Consider the following 15,600-nt stretch of genomic DNA (forward strand, 5'->3'; position numbering starts at 1 on the left):
GCAACAACGGCACGATGGCGCTGAGCTACCTGATCTTCGACGCCAGCGACGACGGCGAAGGCACCGGCACCTGGGAGGCGATGGCCAGCGTGCGCGCCGCCGATCTGCCGGGGGTGCTGGCCGAAGTGCGGGCGGTGATGGCCCAGGCCGTTGCCGACAGTCCAGGGCCGCAGGGGCCTTTGGACGAGGGTGGCGCCTGGGACGCCGAGCAGCAGGTGCAGACCGACGGCGGCTGGACCACGGTGACGCTGACCCTCACCGGCCCCTGGGGCTGGGGCGAAGCGCTGGTGGGGCGCTTCACCGACTGACGCCCAGTCAGCGGCCCCTGAACACCGCGGCCCGCTTTTCGCGGAACGAGGCCACACCTTCCTTCGCATCCTCGCTCTGCGCCAGGCGTTACTGCACCGCTTCGAACTCGGCCTGGGCCACGATGGGCCCTTGTTCGACCGCGAGCACGGCGCTGCGCCGGGTCTCGATCACCGCCAGAGGCGCTTGCTCGGCGATGGTCTGGGCGAGGCGCAGCGCCTCAATGAACTCGGTGCCCGCGGGCACGACGCGCTGAATGTAGTTGAGGCGCAATGCCTCGGCGCTGCCGAACTCGTCGCCCGTTAGCAGGTGCAGCAAAGCGTTGCCCAGGCCCGAGCGCTCGGCCATGCGCAGCGTGGCGCCGCCAGTGGCCATGATGCCGCGCTTGACTTCAAGCTGCGAAAAACGGCCGTTGTCGGCCGCCACCACGATGTCGGCGGCGAGCATGAGCTCGATGCCCAGCGTGTAGGTGATGCCCTTGACTGCGACCACCATGGGCTTGGCGCGGCGGCGCCAGCGCGGGTCACCCAGATCCACCGGATCGACCCAGCCCTCGGGCACCGGCGATTCACCGCGCTGCATCAGCGGCGCAAAACTGGGCAGATCGAGCCCGGCGGTGAAGTGATCGCCCTGCGCGTGCAAGAGGCCGACGCGCAGGACCGGGTCGTCGTCGAGCCGCGTGTACGCTTCGGCCAGCGCGCGCAGCATGGCGGGCGTGAATCCATTGCGTTTGGCGGGCCGGTCGATGCCGATCAGCAGCACATGGCCGCGTTGCTCGGTGGAGATGCGACCTTCGACGGAGGTGGGTTTCGCGCTTGTGTTCATGCAGGTCATCATGGCAAAGACAGCCGGTTCGCACCGGTCACGCAGGCGTCAATGCAACTTACCCGGCGCGCGCGGCGGCCAACAGCTGGGCCAGGCCGGCCTGACGGCTGAGCTCATCGAACCAGACCTGGTAACCGGCGTCGCTCGGGTGCAAGCCGTCGCGTGCGTGCAGGCCGGGTTTCTGAACGAACGGATCGTTCTCGGGCGCCTGAAACAGATTGATGTAGATGGCGCCGTGGCGCTGCGCCGCGGCCTGGATGAAGCCGTGCAATCGCTCTGCGCGCGTGGTCATGAGCGAGGACAACGGCGGGAAAAAGAACGGTGCGTTACCGACATTGCCGGCGGGCATGATGAGCACACGACCGGCACGAGCGGCCGCGAGTGCGACCGCGCGATCAATGTCGTCGCGCATGGCATCGGCACGGCGCAGGCGGATCACGTCATTGCCGCCGGCCTGGATCAGCACAACGTCGTAGCGCGCATCGTCGGCCTGCAGCTGCTGCACCACACCTTCGAAGGTGGCGCCGTCGCGGGCGCGGTTGTCGATGCGCAGGCGCGGATAGGCCTGGGCCAGCAGGCCGGCCAGGCTGGCCTGGGGTGAGCTGGCGCCGGTGCCCACACCGGTGCTGTCGCCCACGATCAGGAGGCGCAAGGTGGGGTTGGGCGGTGTGTGCTGGAAGGGCTCGCTGTCGCGCGCGAGCTGCGCCGCCGTGCTGATGCGCGAAGCAGCGCAACCGCCCAGGACCAGCACCGCGGTGGCCGCGGCCAGGCCCAGAAACAAAAGCGCGGTTTTCATGCGCCCCAGTCTAGGTCAGGCGAGGGGCAAGGCCCGACCCAGGGGTTTCTTGCGCAGTGCCGGCTCAGTCTTCTTCGGTCAGGGTGAGCAGGATGTCGCTGTACCAGGCGCAGTTCAGGCCCAGCGATTCGTCGAGCACCAGATCGCGGTTGCCCATGTCCATGCGCGAGGAGTGCACGCCCAGCAAGCGCCAGGGCAACGCCTTGGTGGCGGGGGTGGTGGGCGCCGGATCGCGCATCACCACGGCCGCGCCGCTGGTGCCGCGGTGGGTTCGCGCGTCGGTGAGGAAAAAGCCCTGGCCCTGAAAGCGGATGCCCAGGGGGGAAGCGATGGCGGCCAGCCGCACCACCGGCAGGTGGTGCACGACATCGTGAAAGCCCAGTGGAAAGCCCACGACCATGAGCGAGGCATCGGCAGGCACGGCGGCGAATGCAGCCTGGATATGGTCGGGGGTGAACACGCGGTAGACGGCCGAGGGCGGAAACGCAGCGCGCTCCAGCTCGATCACGGCTACATCGATCTCCCCCGCACTGTCGCGGCCCTGGTGCCACAGCGCCTGGCCGTCGCGGTACAGCGGCACCGAGAAACCGGTGGATTTGGTGAGGTTGGTGGCATCCAGGTGCAGCTCAATCACCAGCCGGTCGGGCAGGTGATCACTGGCCTCGTCGATCACCACGTGGCGGCTGGTGACCAGGTAAATCCGGTCCTCACGCTCAAAAAAGAAACCACTGGCGTTGGTGAGCGCGAACTCGCCCAGGTAGGTCGACACCTGGGGTGCGGCGAGAAACAGCGGATCGACAGCGACTGTGCGTGTCGCGGGACGCAGCGACTCGGGCTGGGCCATCGGGGGGGGAGATTTTTTCGTGGTCACCGTTCGAGTGTCGCACCAATGCCCGTCCAGAGGAAAGTGATTCAGCGCAGGCGCTGCACTGCCTGCGACGGCACGGCCGAAGCCTGGTTGCCCCAGGACTGGCGCAGGTGTGTGACCACGGCAGCGATTTCAGCATCGGTCAGCAGGGTGCGGTAGGGCGGCATGCCGAACGGTTGTGAGTTACCAGCGGTGGCGGGCGGGAAACCCCCGCCCAACACCACCAGCACCGGATTGGCGGCCGAAGCCTGGGTCACGGCGCGGTTGCCCGCCAGCGCCGGGTAGATGCCTGCGGCGCCCTGGCCCTGCTCGCCATGGCAGTCAGCACAACGCTGTTCGTACACCCGCGCGCCCAGCTCTCGCTGGTCACCGCGCGCTGGCTCGAAGGCCACCGGTGTGACCGGCCGAGGGGCCAGGGATTGCAGGTAGATGGCCATCGCCCGCAGGTCAGGCTCGGACAGGTGTTGCGTGCTGCCGAACACCACCTCGGCCATCGGCCCGACGGCCGAGGCTTCGTGCGCGAGGCCGTCGCGCAACAGGTTGACGATGCGCTGGGTTTCCCAGTGGGTCACGCTGCCTTCGGTCTGTGCGTGCAGCGAAGGCGCATACCAGCCTGGTTCGGGCAGCTGCCCTCCCGAGAATTCGCCGTCGGCCACCACGCCACCCATGACATCGCGCGTGGCGTGGCAGGCCGCGCAGTGGCCCAGGCCGCGCACCAGGTAAGCACCCCGATTCCACTCGGCGCTCTGGCCGGTATCCGCCACAAAGGCTTCGGGCTTGAAATACAGCGCACGCCAGGCGGCCAGCGCGAGCTGGGTGTTGTAGGGCCATCGCAGTGCGTGGGGCGTGGCGGCCTGATTCACCGCAGGCAGGCTCTTCAGAAAAGCGTAAAGCGCGTCACTGTCCTCGCGGGTGATGCGGGTGGTGCTGTCATAGGGAAAGGCGGGGACCAGCAGGCGACCGTCTCGCGACTGGCCCAGGTGCATGGCGCGCCAGAACGCGTCGGCGCTCCAGCGCCCCAGCCCGGTGTCGTCATCGGGCGTGAGGTTGCTGGCAAAGACGGTGCCAAAGGGCGTGACCAAGGGTCGCCCGCCCGCGTAAGGCAGGCCGCCACGAGCCGTGTGGCAAGCGGCGCAATTGCCTGCGCGCGCCAGGTAAGCACCACGTTCCACCAGCGCCGAGGCAACGTCCACGCGGGCCGCCGGGTCCACCGGCGGCAGGGCGCGCGCGCTCAGGTCGCGTCCCAGCACCACCGCCACACCCGCCAGCAACACGGCGGCCGACAAGGCCGCCAGAGCCAGCAGGCGCTTCACCGTGAGCAGGGGAGTTCGGCCAGCCATATGGCGCTCAGGGCACGGCACTGCCACAACGCATCGGCATCGGCTCGCTGACCGGCGGCGCAGGCTTGCTGTTGGCGGGCACCGGGCGAGAAGACAGCCAGGCCGCCAGCGCGGCCACGTCCTCGGGCGGCAAGGCCTTGGCGATCTGCGCCATGCAGTCGGGCACATGGGCGTGGCGCAAGCCGGTCTGCCAGGCACCCAGCTGGCCGATCAAATAGTCGCGCGGCAGACCCACCAAACCTGGCACGGCGGGGTTCACACCGGTGAGCGACTGACCGTGACAGGCCACGCAGGCCGGCACCTTGAGCGCGGCGTCGCCGTCACGCACCAGGATCTCGGCGCGGTTCATCGCCGAGGCCGAGGCCTGCACCGGCTGTGGCGGTGGATAGGGCAGGTCGATGGCAGCGAAATGCGCAGCGATGTCGCGCAAGTAGGCGTCGCTCAGGTGATCGAGCAGGTTGGCCATGCCCGGGTTCTGGCGCCGACCATCACGAAAGTGGGTGAGCTGGTTGTACAGGTAGCCGGCCGGCTTGCCGGCAATGCGCGGGAAGTAGCCGCTGCTGGTGGCGCGACCCTGGTTGCCGTGGCACAGCGTGCAGGCCATCATGCGCTGGTCCATGGTGTGTGGCACGGTGTGGGGCACCGGTTCGGCCCACGCCAGGGGCCAGGCCAGCAGCCAGACCCAGCCCATCCACCTTCCGCCACGCACGCGCGCCCAAGCTCTCAACATGCGGCGACGATATCAGGCGCCGCTGGCGCTCAGCAGCGGGGCAAACAATGCCGCAATGCCGAGGAAGGAAAAGAAACCCACCACGTCGGTCACCGTGGTCAGGATGATGGACGATGCGGTCGCCGGGTCCTGGCCGAAGCGGCGCAACAAAATGGGTACCAGGGCACCGGTGACACCCGCGGCCAGCATGGAGATCACCATGGCCAGCACGATCACGCCCACCAGCGGCAGCGAGCGGCTCCAGACGTACACTGCCAACCCGGTGGTGGCAGCCACAGCCACCCCGTTGAGCAAGCCGGTGACCGCCTCCTTGCCGACCACCGCCGGCCAGTGCCTCAGGCTGATCTCGCGCAGCATCAGCCCACGCATGGTCACGGCCAGCGCCTGGGCGCCGGCGTTGCCCGACTGACCGGCCACCACCGGCAGCAGCACGGCCAGCGCGGTGAACTGGGCAATGGTGCTTTCGAATAGGCCCACCACCGCTGCGGCGAGGAAAGCCGTGAGCAGGTTGATCTGCAGCCAGGGCAGGCGCTTTTTCATGGCGAAGACCGGCGAGGACAAGGCACGCTCGTCCGGGCTCGCACCCACCATGGTCAACATGTCCAGGCTGGTCTCCTGCTCGACCGCGGCCATCAGCTCGGCCGGCCGGATCACACCGATGAAGCGGCCCCCCACGTTGACCACCGGCAACACATTGATGGACTGGTTCTGCATCATCTCCACCACGTCTTCGCGCGGGTCGAGGTCGTTGACGACCGCCACCACCCGGCGGGTGATATCGGCCAGCGGCAGCTCGCGCGCTGCCAGCGCCAGGTCTTGCACCTCCACGCGGCCGGTGAGCCGGCCTTCATCGTCAACCACCAGCAGTTCGCGCAGGCCGTCGCGCGGAATCTGGCGCAGGCGCTCAATGGCCTCGGCCACAGTCATGCCGGTGCGCAAGGGACTCACGCGAGGGTCCATCAAATGCCCGGCGCTGTCGCTGGGGTAAGCCAGCAGCTCGCGCAATTCCCGGCTGGCTTCCGCACCGAGGCGCTGCAACCAGGCTTCCCGAGCCTCAGCCTCCATCTGGGTCAGCACCGCCACCACGACCACCGGTTCGCCCTCGGTGAGCAGATAACTCGCCAAAGCCTCGGGCAGGCGGTCGACCACGGCCAGTGCCACGTCGGGTGCGAGCGCCTCCCAGGCGCGCAGACTGGCGTGGCGCGGGTGGCTGGCGATCAGGGTGGCCGCATCGTCGGCCGGCATGGCCTCAAACAACCGGGCTGCTTCGTGCGGATAGTCGAGCACAAAGCGGTGGGACAGCACCGCCTCGGCCGTGACCAGCGACTCAGCGCTCATCGTCACCTCTGGGCTCAGGCCACACCGGTGGCACCCGCGGCATCAGCGGCAGGCAGACCGCCACCAGACTCACTACGGTCTGCCAGCAGGCGCGCACCATGAGCCCGGTCAGACCGATGTCGGCGTGAGACTCGCTGGGCTCGGGGGCCTGGTTGCGGCGCAGCGCACGGGTCATGGCGTCGTGTGTCATCACGCCCAGCAAACGGTCGCCCGACTCCACCACAGGCAAAGCCGAGGCCGAAGCCCAGCCCGGGTGGGCTGGGGCGCCAGCCAGCGGCGCCAGCGCCATCAGCACCGCCGGCGTGAGCTGCATCAGCGTGGCCAGGGTGGCCACGTCGGGCGCGCGCAGCAGGCTGGGCAGCGGCACCACACCCAGCAGTCGGCGCGCCTCGTCGGTGACAAACACCGCCGGGTGACCCACCTCCGTCTGCCGCACCCGCGCCAGCGCATCGGCCGCTCGGGTCGATGCGGGCAGCATGATCACGCTCGGATCGGCCCAAGCCCCCAGGGCGTCCTGGTCGAAACCCAGCAACATGGTCGAAGCCAGCGACGATGCGGTGGGCAGACCCGCAATCAAGGTATTGCGCCGCTCCGGCGGCATGTAGCGCAGCAGCGACACCGTGACCTGCATGTTCATCGCCGAGAACAGTTCGAGTGCCCGCGCGTCCGATAGCGCCGCCACGCAGCGCGAAGCTTGTCGCGGCAACATCGCCGCCATCACGCTGGCCGCGATGCGCGCCGCGGCGCGCTCGAAAATGGCGGCGGACGCCTGCGCATCGAGGGTCTCCAGCACCCGAGCCGCCTGAACTGGGTGCGCTTGCATGAAGGCCAGGCTGAGCGCGGCCTCGCGGTCCACCGGGCGGTTGGCGTCCATCGGCTCAGCTCCCTTCGCGCGGCGCGAGCACCACGATAGCTTCGTCGTGGTAAATCCGCCCCGGCAGCATCACGCGGCCTTCGGTGGTTTCCAGCACCAGCGAAGTCGCGGTGACTTCGATCAGCAGGCCTTCGTGCCCGGCCACGCGCACCCGCTGGCCCGCCCGCAGGCTTTGTCCGAGGTGGTGCGCACCAATGAGGTTGGCGACGTAGGTGCGCGCGCCCAGGCTGATGGCCAGAGCCAAGCCGCCCAGCAGCGCCACCAGCAGTACGGCGACGAAGATCGCGAGCCAGGTGACTTTGATGCCGATCTGGTCGGCGCCCACCAGCAAGGCGAGCACCAGCGTGGCGCCCTGCGCCACGCGGGCCAGTGCCAGGCGCTGAGGCGCGGCCAGCCCGCTGGCAGTGGCCTGCACGAGATCCGCCACCAGACTAGAGAGGAGGAAGCCGACCCCGATGATGAGCAGGCCAGCCGCCACTGTCGGCAGGTGATCGAGCAGGCGGGCCAGCCAGTCGGTGAAGGTCTGCAGACCGAGCGCCTGGGTAGCAGCGGTCAAGAAAAAAAGCAGCGCCACCCAGAACACGACCGCACCCACGACGCCGGCGAAGCGGCCCAGGCGCCAGCGCCCCAGGCCCCCCGAACGCGCGATCAGGCCATCCAGCAGGGCCACGCCCTTGCGCGCGACGAGGCGCAGCACGCGCGCCAGCAACCAGCCCACGAGGATCAGCGCCAGGGCTTCCAGCACCCCTGGCAAGCTCGATAGCAGACGCTCACCGGTGAGCGAAGCTGCTCGGCTCAAGGTCTCCAGCAGGGTGTTCATGAGGCATCCTAACGCCTTCGCCCGGAAGTTGCCGGTGCTTCTGGGGGGGTCCAAAAGCTGCCTCGATACACTGGGGCTTTCACCGTGCCAACATGACCCTCCCACCGCCAACCGTTGACCCCAATCGCTGCCCGCTGTGTGGTGGGGATAACCGCTGCGCGATGGAAATCGAGCGCGCCACCGGCCAAGCCCAGCCGCCCTGCTGGTGCCTGTCGCAAGTTTTTGCGCCTGAGCTGCTGGCTCGGTTGCCCCCGCGAACCGAGGGACTGGCCTGCATCTGCGCACGGTGCGTCGCTGTTCAAACCTCTGGAGACCTCGCCAAATGAACTGGCTCGACCGCATCCCTTTGCTCTGGTTGTCGCTGATCGCCGCCTGGCTGGCGGTGGCGCCGGTGGTGCCCGAACCACACCTGATCGAGAAGCTGCGCATGTTGACCCAGGGTCAGCTGACCCAGCCCATCGACATCTTCGATTTGCTGCTGCACAGCGTGCCTTTGCTCTTGCTGCTGGTGAGACTGATCCGTCGGCATCAACAGGCAAGGGCTGCAAAAGGCGATCACGACTGAGCAAGCCGCTCACACAAAGACCATCGCTGCTCGAAGGTCCATGGGCTTGGTTGGACGAGCGAATCCTTCCATCGCCGAGGCCTTGCGACACAGGGAGTCCGATTCCTTTTGGAATCGTGCGGTAAGCACAAGCCCCCTTCATTTCTGGAGAGGCTTTGCGCTCTTTGCTGAATCTGCTCAAGGCTTGCCCAAAAGCGCCCCGTCACTAGCCTCATATCGTCCAGCGCGTCCAGCGCCGAGCATGAGTCGTCAGTTCGTTGGCCTTTGCCCGATGGGCAGCCCACCCAGACAGATGGAGATCTCTGGGCTCCACCACGATGCATCGACCTGATTATTCGGGTTATCCCTGTTTTCTCTTGATTCCATATTGTTAACAATCTTTAAATTGACAAAGGAGCAGGATCCATGAACATCATTGCCGACATCACTGGTACCGTTTGGAAGGTGGAGGTTGCTGTGGGGCAGGCCGTTGCGCAAGGCGACACGTTGCTGATCGTCGAGTCCATGAAGATGGAGATTCCCGTGAGCGCGGAGGCTGCTGGCGTGGTGAAGGAAATTTTTGTCGCTGAAGGCGACATGGTCGAAAGTGGCATGACCGTGCTGCAACTGGGCTGAAGCGATGCACCCCAAAGACGCCCCGACCGACCAGTTCGCTACCTGGGAAGGCGCGGTCGCCTTCCGCCTGTTTGCCGACCAGACCGATCCGACGCTGACCGTTCCGGAGCAGATCGCCGGGCGCATCGGCGACCGCATACTGGGCGGTGAGATGGTGCCCGGCGAGCGAATCGGGGAGCAGGAACTGGCCGGTGAATTCAATGTCAGCCGCGGGCCTGTCCGCGAGGCGCTGCGCATTTTGGAGCGCGAGGGGCTGGTGACAATCCTGGCCCGCCGTGGCGCCGTGGTCACCGAGCTGAGCACCACCGAGCTGCGTGAACTCATGGAAATTCGCGGTGGCCTTTTCGAACTGGTCGTCCGCAAGCTGGCCGACCAGCCCCACCCCGAGCTGCTGCAGCTCTTGCGTGCAGGGACTCAGCGCTTGGTGACGCTCGCCGCGCAGCCCGACGCCGCCGGTGAATACGCCGAAACCACCTACCGACTGCTCATCCTGTGCGCGCGGCTGGCGGGCAACCAACGCCTGCAACGCATGCTCACCGGCATCTCTCTGCAAACCTTGCGTTACAGCAAGCTCGGGCTGGCGTCGGTGACACGCCGCCAGCGCTCGGCACGCTTGTGGGAAGAGGCCACCGAGGCGCTGGCGTCCGGCGATGTCGAGCGCATGGTTCGCCTGACCCGCCAGCGGATTGAGGAATCGGGCGATGAAGCGGTGCGGCAGTTGCAGAGTCGCCAGGCCGAGGGAACCGCCCGATGACCCCAACCGCCAAACGTCATCCAGACGGTCCACTGGCTGGCCTGAAGGTCATCGAAATCTGTTCAACGATTGCCGGGCCGGCCTGCACCCGCCTGCTGGCTGACTTTGGCGCCGATGTGATCAAGATCGAGCCGCCTGAGGGCGACCCGGTGCGGCAGATGGGCCAACATGTGGAAGGCCAGTCGCTGTATGCGGCGTCCATCCTGCGCAACAAGCGGTCGGTCACGCTGGACCTCAAAAACGAAGCGGGCCGCCGCCTCGCCCAACAACTGATCCAGCGCGCCGACATTCTGGTCGAGAACAACCGCCCCGGGGTGATGGAGCGACTCGGCATGGGCTATGAAACGCTATCAGCCACCAACCCCGGACTGGTCATGGTGCGCATCAGCGGCTACGGCCAGGATGGCCCCTACAGCGACCGGCCGGGCTACGGCGCCATCTGCGAAGCGGTGGGCGGCGTGCGCCACATGACGGGTGATCCAGACCGACCTCCCGCCCGCGTGGCGCTCGCCACCACCGACTACCTATCATCAGTGTATGCCGCTTTTGGTGCCGTGGCCGCCATCCACGCGCGTCAGGCCTCGGGCCGCGGACAGGTGGTGGATGTGGCCTTGTACGAAGCGGCTTTTTCGCAAATGGAGCCGGTCGTACCCGCCCACGAAAAGCTCGGTGTAGTGCCCATGCGCGAAGGCCCCAATTTGCCGTCGATGGCCCCCAACAGCTCCTACCCCACGCGCGACAGCAGCTGGGTGCTGATCGCAGCCAACAGCCAGCCGACCTGGCGTCGCCTGGTGAACCTCATGGAGAAGCCAGAGCTGTTGACCGATCCGCGCTTTGAGACGATCCAGGCGCGTGGGCGACCAGAAAATATGCGCGCCATCGACGCCATCATCACCGAGTGGACGCGTTGCCATGACGCGGGTCCGCTAGAAGAACGACTGCGCCAGGCCGAGGTGCCGACCTCCCGCGTTTACACCATTGCTGACATCTACGCCGACCCCCACTTCGCCGCGCGCGCGATGCTGCAGCGGGTTGCCCACCCGGTGCTCGGTCACACCACACAGTCGGGCGTGGTGCCGCGTTTGTCGGTCACCCCCGGGGTGATCCGCCACACAGGCCCGACGGCTGGCCAAGACAACCAGAGTGTGCTTGAAGACGAACTCGGGCTGGATCCAGCAGCCATCGAGGCCTTCGGACGCCTTGGGGCACTCGGGCCGCGGGACACCTGACCAGCCTTACAACACCATTCACAGCAGGAGACACGACATGACACAACACCGCATCGACCGCCGCCACTCGCTGGGCCTGCTCGCCGCAGCCGGACTGGGCGCAGCGGGCATCCCGTTGGGCAGCAGGGCCCAGTCCGCAAACTGGCAACCCAGCGAGCGAATCACCTACAACATCGGCCTTCCGCCAGGAGGATCGGTGGACCTGTACGCCCGAGGCATCAAGGCCACACTGGAATCGCTGAACCTTGTGGGCGGGCAAGTGATCCTGCCCGACAACAAGCCCGGTGCGGCCGGCCTGCTGTCCTTGCGCGTGCTGCAAAGCCACGCGGGCGATGCCCACCACCTGGGGACCTTCCACACGGGAAGCATCGCAGGGCAGGTCACAGGCGTTCTCAAGGCCGACATGCGGGACTTCGTGCCGGTGGCCATGATGGTTGAAGAAACCACACTGGTGGCCGTGGCCGCCGGCTCGCCGCTGAAAACCGCAGCTGACCTGGTGGCTCAATTGAAGGCCGATCCCGCCTCGCTGAAGATCGCTGTGGCGCCGCTGCGCGGCCTGAACATCCACCTGGCCATTGCCAAACCCCTGAAGGCAGCGGGCGTCGACGTCTCCCGCATGACGGTGGTTCCGTTCCGATCTTCGGGTGAATCCATGACCGCCCTGCTGGGCGGCCACGTCGACGTGGTCTCAGCCACTGGACCGACGGTGGTGCCCCAGGTGGAAGCGGGCAAGGTTCGCATACTGGCCAGTGCCGCCGCCATGCGCGGTGCTGGACCCTTGTCCGCTGTACCTACCTGGCGCGAGCTGGGTGTGCCGGCAGACTACGTGAGCTACAACGGCGTGCTGCTGCCCCCGGGTGTGAGCGCCGACCAGATCCGGTTCTGGGAGGGTGTCCTGCGCAAGGTGGCAGAGGCTCCTGCCTGGAAATCACTGGTGGAAAAGTCGGGCAACAAGCCGATCTTCAAGGGGTTCATCGAGTCCCACCGCTACTTGCGAAGCGAGCTGGACGAGACCCAAGGCCTCGTGGCGTCGCTGGGTTCAGGTGCAAGATGAGCTCGGCCATGCACTTCGAGCCGGCGGGCGAATGGATAGTCGAGCTGAAGGAACTGCAAACCCGTCGTGCTCACGCGCGAGCCATGGGAGGTGCCGACGCGCTGGCCAAGTTCAAGGCCTCCGGTCGCATGAATGCACGCGAGCGAATCGCGAGTCTGCTCGATGAAGACAGCTTTCGCGAGCTGGGTCAGATTGCAGGCAAAGGGCATTACACGAGCGAGGGCGTATTTGACAGGCTGGATCCAACCAATACCATCATAGGCACCGGTCGCATCGAAGGCAGCAAGGTAGCCTTGCACGTGGACGACTTCACCATCCGCGCGGGCTCCTCGGAAGCGACCATCGCCGACAAGTGGATCTACATCGAGCGCATGGCGCACCAGTTGCGCATGCCGCTGGTGCGCCTTGTCGACTCGGCCGGTGGCAGCGTCAAACTGCTGATGCAGCTGGGTGGCACCAAGATCCCCGAATACCCGAGCTGGCCAGCAAACGCACTACTGGACACGGTGCCTGTCGCGGCGGTGGCGCTGGGCGCCTGCGTCGGACAAGGCGCGGTGAAGGTGCTGTCATCGCACTTCAGCGTGATGGTTCGCGAGCAGGCGCAGGTCATGGCCGCCGGTCCCCACGTGGTGCAGCAGGCCTACGGTCAGACTATCGACAAGAATGACCTTGGCGGACACAAGGTGCACCGCAAGAGCGCGCTGGTGCACAACGAGGCTGAGAACGAACCCGACGCGCTGGCGCAGGTGCGCCGTTTCCTGAGCTATCTGCCGAGAAGCGTGTTTCACCTGGCGCCGACCATGCCCGCGGATGACGACCCGCAGCGCGCCGATGACTGGCTTAAGGATGCGATCCCGCACGACAGGCGCAAGATTTACGACCCACGCAAGATCCTCGTTTCGGTGATGGACCAGGGCTCGATCTTCGAGATCGGTCGCTGGCAAGGCGGCTCGGTCATCACCGCGCTAGCCCGGCTGAATGGTGTACCCGTTGGCGTCATCGCCAACGATCCCAAAGTGCAGGGGGGCGCCATGACCTTGCAAGCCGCTTACAAGATGGAGCGCCACGTCAAGCTTTGCAGCCAGTTCGGTCTGCCGGTGGTGAACTTCGTCGATCAGCCAGGCAACCAGACCGGTCTGGAAGCTGAGCTGGATGGCACGCTGCTGGGTGCGACGCGTGTGAGCGAGGCGCTGCACCAGTGCCGGTCTCCCTGGGTTTCCATCATCGTGCGCCGCTGCTTCGGCATGGCGGGTGCGCTGCATGCGCCCAAGTACGGTGAGGCGCTGAATCTGCGTTTTGCCTGGCCATCAGCGCGCTGGGGATCGATCCCCATCGAGGGTGGCGTGATGGCTGCGCACAAGGCCGAGATCACGGCCGCAGCGGATCCTGCCGCCAAGCGCGCCGAACTGGAAGCCCACTACCTGAACATGACCTCGCCGTTCCGCACAGCTGAAAAGTTCGGCATCCTGGACATCGTCGATCCACGCGAGACACGCACCATCCTGTGCGATTGGATCGAAGATGCCTGGGAGCGCGTGAAGACAGACCGTTTGCGCTAGAGTTCAAGATCGACGTCCAGGAGGACGGTGCCCGCTTGGACGTTGACTGGCCATCGATTGCGCGAGGTGCTTCAGGATCGACCCTGATGCCAGTCTGCAGGGAGCGCCCGAAGACACACCAGGCGGCAGCAACGACCGCCCCGCTCTCTTGCGCTGCGCGGGAGCCCAACATCAAAGCTGCACAGATAAGGACCCGTCCAGCCAAAGGGTTGATCGGCTCAAGGCGGATCTGTACCGTATCTGTTCACGAACCGGAAAGGCTGGAGCAAACCCGATAAGCTTGCACCTACTCTGTTTCCGGCATGAACTCCCCGCCACCCGACCACTCCATCGCCGCGCTGCGCGAGCGCCACGGTGAGCGCTACCGCTGGCTGTTGCTGCTCTCGGTGATGGTGGGCACGATGGCGTCCATCATGTCGGCGACCATCGTCAACGTGGCGATCCCCGACATGAGCCAGCACTTCGCACTCGGTCAGGAGCGCGCCCAGTGGGTCAGCTCGGGCTTCATGGCCGCCATGACGGTCTCCATGCTCACCACCCCCTGGCTGCTCGCGCGCTACGGTTACCGGCGCACCTACGAGGGCTGCATGTGGCTGCTGCTGGCCGGCGGTGTGGCCGGTGGGCTGGCTCAGCATTTCCCGCTGGTGCTGGCCGCGCGCGTGGCCGAGGGTCTCGCCGCCGGTGTCGTGCAGCCGATCCCGGCCATCATCATCCTGCGCGCTTTCCATCCCAGCGAGCAGGGTCGGGCAAGCGGTATTTTCGGCATGGGCGTGGTGATGGCGCCCGCCATCGGTCCCAGCATCGGCGGCCTGCTGGTCGACGGACTGGGCTGGCGCTCGATCTTCTACATGGTGGTGCCGTTCTGCCTGGCCTCCTTGTGGCTGGCGCGGCGCTATGTGCCCACCAACGCCCCGGGCGGTGCCGCAGCCGATCCTCGCGGCGCCACGCTGGACTGGCCCGGCCTGTTGCTGGCCACGGTGGGCACGCTGTGTCTGCTCAATGGCCTGGTGGAACTGCACAGCGGCACTGGCAGCGCGGCGGTTTTCCTGGGCAGCGCGGCACTGGCCCTGCTTGGCTTTGTGATGCTGCAGCGGCGCATGCTCCAGCGCCATGATCGCCGGTCCGACGGCGCGGTGGCGCCGCTCATGAATCTCTCCATGTTTGCCGACCGCCGCTTTGCCATGGGCAGCATCGTGGCCTTCATCTACGGCATTGCGCTGTTCGGCTCGACCTACCTGCTGCCGGTCTACATGCAGATGGGACTGGGCTTGTCGGCGTCGTATGTCGGCGGTATCTTGCTGCCGGCCGGCCTGGTGCTGGCGGTCACGATCGCCATCGTCGGCCGCCTGGCCGACCGCCAGCCCACGCACCGGTTGGTCAGCATCGGGCTGGCACTGCTGGCGGCCTCGTTCGCGCTCATGGTGACGATCGACCTCAGCCGCCCCGGCGCCATCATTCCGCTGCTGGTGAGCTGGGCCATTCTGGGTCGTATCGGCCTGGGCTTCATCCTGCCGTCGCTCAACATCGGTGCCATGCGCGGGCTGGGCCATACCCATATTCCGCAGGGTTCCAGCGTGATCAACTTCCTTCGCATGCTGGGTGGTGCCGCCGGCGTGAGCCTGTGCGGCATCGTGCTCGAATGGCGCATCAGCGCCCACGGCTTCCGGCTAGACACCGCCAGCACCAACCCGGCCCGCCTGATCGCCTTCAACGAAACCTTTCTGATGCTCGCCGCGGTGTGTGCGCTGGCGCTGGTGGCGGCTTGGCGCTTGCGCGAGCACAATTCCGTCGAAAATTGAGGCGGATTTCACCGCTCAGCTGCCACACAATGGCAATAACACGACCACAAGACCCTCATACCGAAACGCGACACAGCTGGCCAGCCTTGACGCTGTCCAGCACACGCCGTGGAACCGGCTTTGCCGGG

Annotated in this window: 16 protein-coding genes and 1 pseudogene; 9 read left to right on the forward strand and 8 right to left on the reverse strand. The window is 66.6% G+C overall.

What is annotated here, in order from left to right; genetic code table 11:
• The first annotated feature begins 14 nt into the window (after nucleotides 1-14).
• Complete coding sequence (locus GPT34_RS12410) at nucleotides 15-308, forward strand: hypothetical protein (protein WP_291012852.1); 294 nt, start codon at nucleotides 15-17, stop codon at nucleotides 306-308.
• Between the two features lie 7 nt (nucleotides 309-315).
• On the opposite strand, the pseudogene GPT34_RS12415 reads toward GPT34_RS12410, so the two are convergent.
• From GPT34_RS12415 to GPT34_RS12450, 8 genes and pseudogenes are all read right to left on the reverse strand, one after another.
• A pseudogene (locus GPT34_RS12415) lies at nucleotides 316-1,131 on the reverse strand (crotonase/enoyl-CoA hydratase family protein).
• A gap of 58 nt (nucleotides 1,132-1,189) precedes the next feature.
• Nucleotides 1,190-1,927 (reverse strand): GDSL-type esterase/lipase family protein, encoded by a 738-nt coding sequence (locus GPT34_RS12420; protein WP_291012854.1) that lies wholly within the window; start codon nucleotides 1,925-1,927, stop codon nucleotides 1,190-1,192.
• 64 nt (nucleotides 1,928-1,991) lie between these two features.
• A complete protein-coding gene (locus GPT34_RS12425) occupies nucleotides 1,992-2,771 on the reverse strand; it encodes a trypsin-like peptidase domain-containing protein (protein ID WP_291012856.1) in 780 nt (259 codons plus the stop codon).
• A gap of 68 nt (nucleotides 2,772-2,839) precedes the next feature.
• Nucleotides 2,840-4,135 (reverse strand): cytochrome c, encoded by a 1,296-nt coding sequence (locus GPT34_RS12430; protein WP_291012858.1) that lies wholly within the window; start codon nucleotides 4,133-4,135, stop codon nucleotides 2,840-2,842.
• A gap of 7 nt (nucleotides 4,136-4,142) precedes the next feature.
• On the reverse strand, nucleotides 4,143-4,754 hold the full coding sequence (locus GPT34_RS12435) for a c-type cytochrome (protein ID WP_291012917.1): 612 nt from the start codon (nucleotides 4,752-4,754) through the stop codon (nucleotides 4,143-4,145).
• A gap of 123 nt (nucleotides 4,755-4,877) precedes the next feature.
• Nucleotides 4,878-6,203 carry a magnesium transporter gene (locus tag GPT34_RS12440; RefSeq protein ID WP_291012859.1) on the reverse strand — a complete coding sequence of 442 codons (1,326 nt, stop codon included), beginning with the start codon at nucleotides 6,201-6,203 and terminating at the stop codon, nucleotides 4,878-4,880.
• A complete protein-coding gene (locus GPT34_RS12445) occupies nucleotides 6,193-7,077 on the reverse strand; it encodes a CBS domain-containing protein (protein WP_291012861.1) in 885 nt (294 codons plus the stop codon). Before GPT34_RS12445 ends, GPT34_RS12440 begins: the two co-directional genes overlap by 11 nt.
• Nucleotides 7,078-7,081: 4 nt before the next feature.
• Nucleotides 7,082-7,897 (reverse strand): mechanosensitive ion channel domain-containing protein, encoded by an 816-nt coding sequence (locus GPT34_RS12450; RefSeq protein ID WP_291012863.1) that lies wholly within the window; start codon nucleotides 7,895-7,897, stop codon nucleotides 7,082-7,084.
• A 92-nt stretch (nucleotides 7,898-7,989) separates the two neighbouring features.
• On the opposite strand from GPT34_RS12450, the gene GPT34_RS12455 reads away from it, so the two are divergent.
• The 8 genes from GPT34_RS12455 (at nucleotide 7,990) to GPT34_RS12490 (ending at nucleotide 15,472) form a co-directional block, all read left to right on the forward strand.
• Entirely contained in the window at nucleotides 7,990-8,223 is a 234-nt protein-coding gene (locus tag GPT34_RS12455) for a cysteine-rich CWC family protein (protein WP_291012865.1), read from the forward strand.
• Nucleotides 8,220-8,462 carry a hypothetical protein gene (locus GPT34_RS12460; RefSeq protein ID WP_291012867.1) on the forward strand — a complete coding sequence of 81 codons (243 nt, stop codon included), beginning with the start codon at nucleotides 8,220-8,222 and terminating at the stop codon, nucleotides 8,460-8,462. The genes GPT34_RS12455 and GPT34_RS12460 overlap by 4 nt, the downstream gene beginning before the upstream one ends.
• 405 nt (nucleotides 8,463-8,867) lie before the next feature.
• On the forward strand, nucleotides 8,868-9,077 hold the full coding sequence (locus tag GPT34_RS12465) for a biotin/lipoyl-binding carrier protein (protein ID WP_291012869.1): 210 nt from the start codon (nucleotides 8,868-8,870) through the stop codon (nucleotides 9,075-9,077).
• A 4-nt stretch (nucleotides 9,078-9,081) separates the two neighbouring features.
• A complete protein-coding gene (locus tag GPT34_RS12470) occupies nucleotides 9,082-9,831 on the forward strand; it encodes a GntR family transcriptional regulator (protein ID WP_291012870.1) in 750 nt (249 codons plus the stop codon).
• Complete coding sequence (locus tag GPT34_RS12475) at nucleotides 9,828-11,060, forward strand: CoA transferase (protein ID WP_291012872.1); 1,233 nt, start codon at nucleotides 9,828-9,830, stop codon at nucleotides 11,058-11,060. The genes GPT34_RS12470 and GPT34_RS12475 overlap by 4 nt, the downstream gene beginning before the upstream one ends.
• 37 nt (nucleotides 11,061-11,097) lie before the next feature.
• Nucleotides 11,098-12,114 (forward strand): tripartite tricarboxylate transporter substrate binding protein, encoded by a 1,017-nt coding sequence (locus tag GPT34_RS12480; protein WP_291012874.1) that lies wholly within the window; start codon nucleotides 11,098-11,100, stop codon nucleotides 12,112-12,114.
• Nucleotides 12,115-12,122: 8 nt separating this feature from the next.
• Nucleotides 12,123-13,673, forward strand: coding sequence for a carboxyl transferase domain-containing protein (locus tag GPT34_RS12485; RefSeq protein WP_291012876.1), 1,551 nt, complete (start codon nucleotides 12,123-12,125; stop codon nucleotides 13,671-13,673).
• Nucleotides 13,674-13,975: 302 nt separating this feature from the next.
• Nucleotides 13,976-15,472, forward strand: a complete 1,497-nt coding sequence (locus GPT34_RS12490; RefSeq protein ID WP_291012878.1) for an MFS transporter — start codon at nucleotides 13,976-13,978, stop codon at nucleotides 15,470-15,472.
• Nucleotides 15,473-15,600: the final 128 nt, after the last annotated feature.

This window comes from Hydrogenophaga sp. (assembly GCF_011390835.1).
Lineage (GTDB): Bacteria > Pseudomonadota > Gammaproteobacteria > Burkholderiales > Burkholderiaceae_C > Hydrogenophaga.

Coding starts and splice junctions, on each gene's coding strand:
- GPT34_RS12410 (WP_291012852.1), top strand. CDS start 15: ATGGCGCTGAGCTACCTGATCTTCGACGCCAGCGACGACGGCGAAGGC.
- GPT34_RS12420 (WP_291012854.1), bottom strand. CDS start 1,927: ATGAAAACCGCGCTTTTGTTTCTGGGCCTGGCCGCGGCCACCGCGGTG.
- GPT34_RS12425 (WP_291012856.1), bottom strand. CDS start 2,771: ATGGCCCAGCCCGAGTCGCTGCGTCCCGCGACACGCACAGTCGCTGTC.
- GPT34_RS12430 (WP_291012858.1), bottom strand. CDS start 4,135: ATGGCTGGCCGAACTCCCCTGCTCACGGTGAAGCGCCTGCTGGCTCTG.
- GPT34_RS12435 (WP_291012917.1), bottom strand. CDS start 4,754: ATGGACCAGCGCATGATGGCCTGCACGCTGTGCCACGGCAACCAGGGT.
- GPT34_RS12440 (WP_291012859.1), bottom strand. CDS start 6,203: ATGAGCGCTGAGTCGCTGGTCACGGCCGAGGCGGTGCTGTCCCACCGC.
- GPT34_RS12445 (WP_291012861.1), bottom strand. CDS start 7,077: ATGGACGCCAACCGCCCGGTGGACCGCGAGGCCGCGCTCAGCCTGGCC.
- GPT34_RS12450 (WP_291012863.1), bottom strand. CDS start 7,897: ATGAACACCCTGCTGGAGACCTTGAGCCGAGCAGCTTCGCTCACCGGT.
- GPT34_RS12455 (WP_291012865.1), top strand. CDS start 7,990: ATGACCCTCCCACCGCCAACCGTTGACCCCAATCGCTGCCCGCTGTGT.
- GPT34_RS12460 (WP_291012867.1), top strand. CDS start 8,220: ATGAACTGGCTCGACCGCATCCCTTTGCTCTGGTTGTCGCTGATCGCC.
- GPT34_RS12465 (WP_291012869.1), top strand. CDS start 8,868: ATGAACATCATTGCCGACATCACTGGTACCGTTTGGAAGGTGGAGGTT.
- GPT34_RS12470 (WP_291012870.1), top strand. CDS start 9,082: ATGCACCCCAAAGACGCCCCGACCGACCAGTTCGCTACCTGGGAAGGC.
- GPT34_RS12475 (WP_291012872.1), top strand. CDS start 9,828: ATGACCCCAACCGCCAAACGTCATCCAGACGGTCCACTGGCTGGCCTG.
- GPT34_RS12480 (WP_291012874.1), top strand. CDS start 11,098: ATGACACAACACCGCATCGACCGCCGCCACTCGCTGGGCCTGCTCGCC.
- GPT34_RS12485 (WP_291012876.1), top strand. CDS start 12,123: ATGCACTTCGAGCCGGCGGGCGAATGGATAGTCGAGCTGAAGGAACTG.
- GPT34_RS12490 (WP_291012878.1), top strand. CDS start 13,976: ATGAACTCCCCGCCACCCGACCACTCCATCGCCGCGCTGCGCGAGCGC.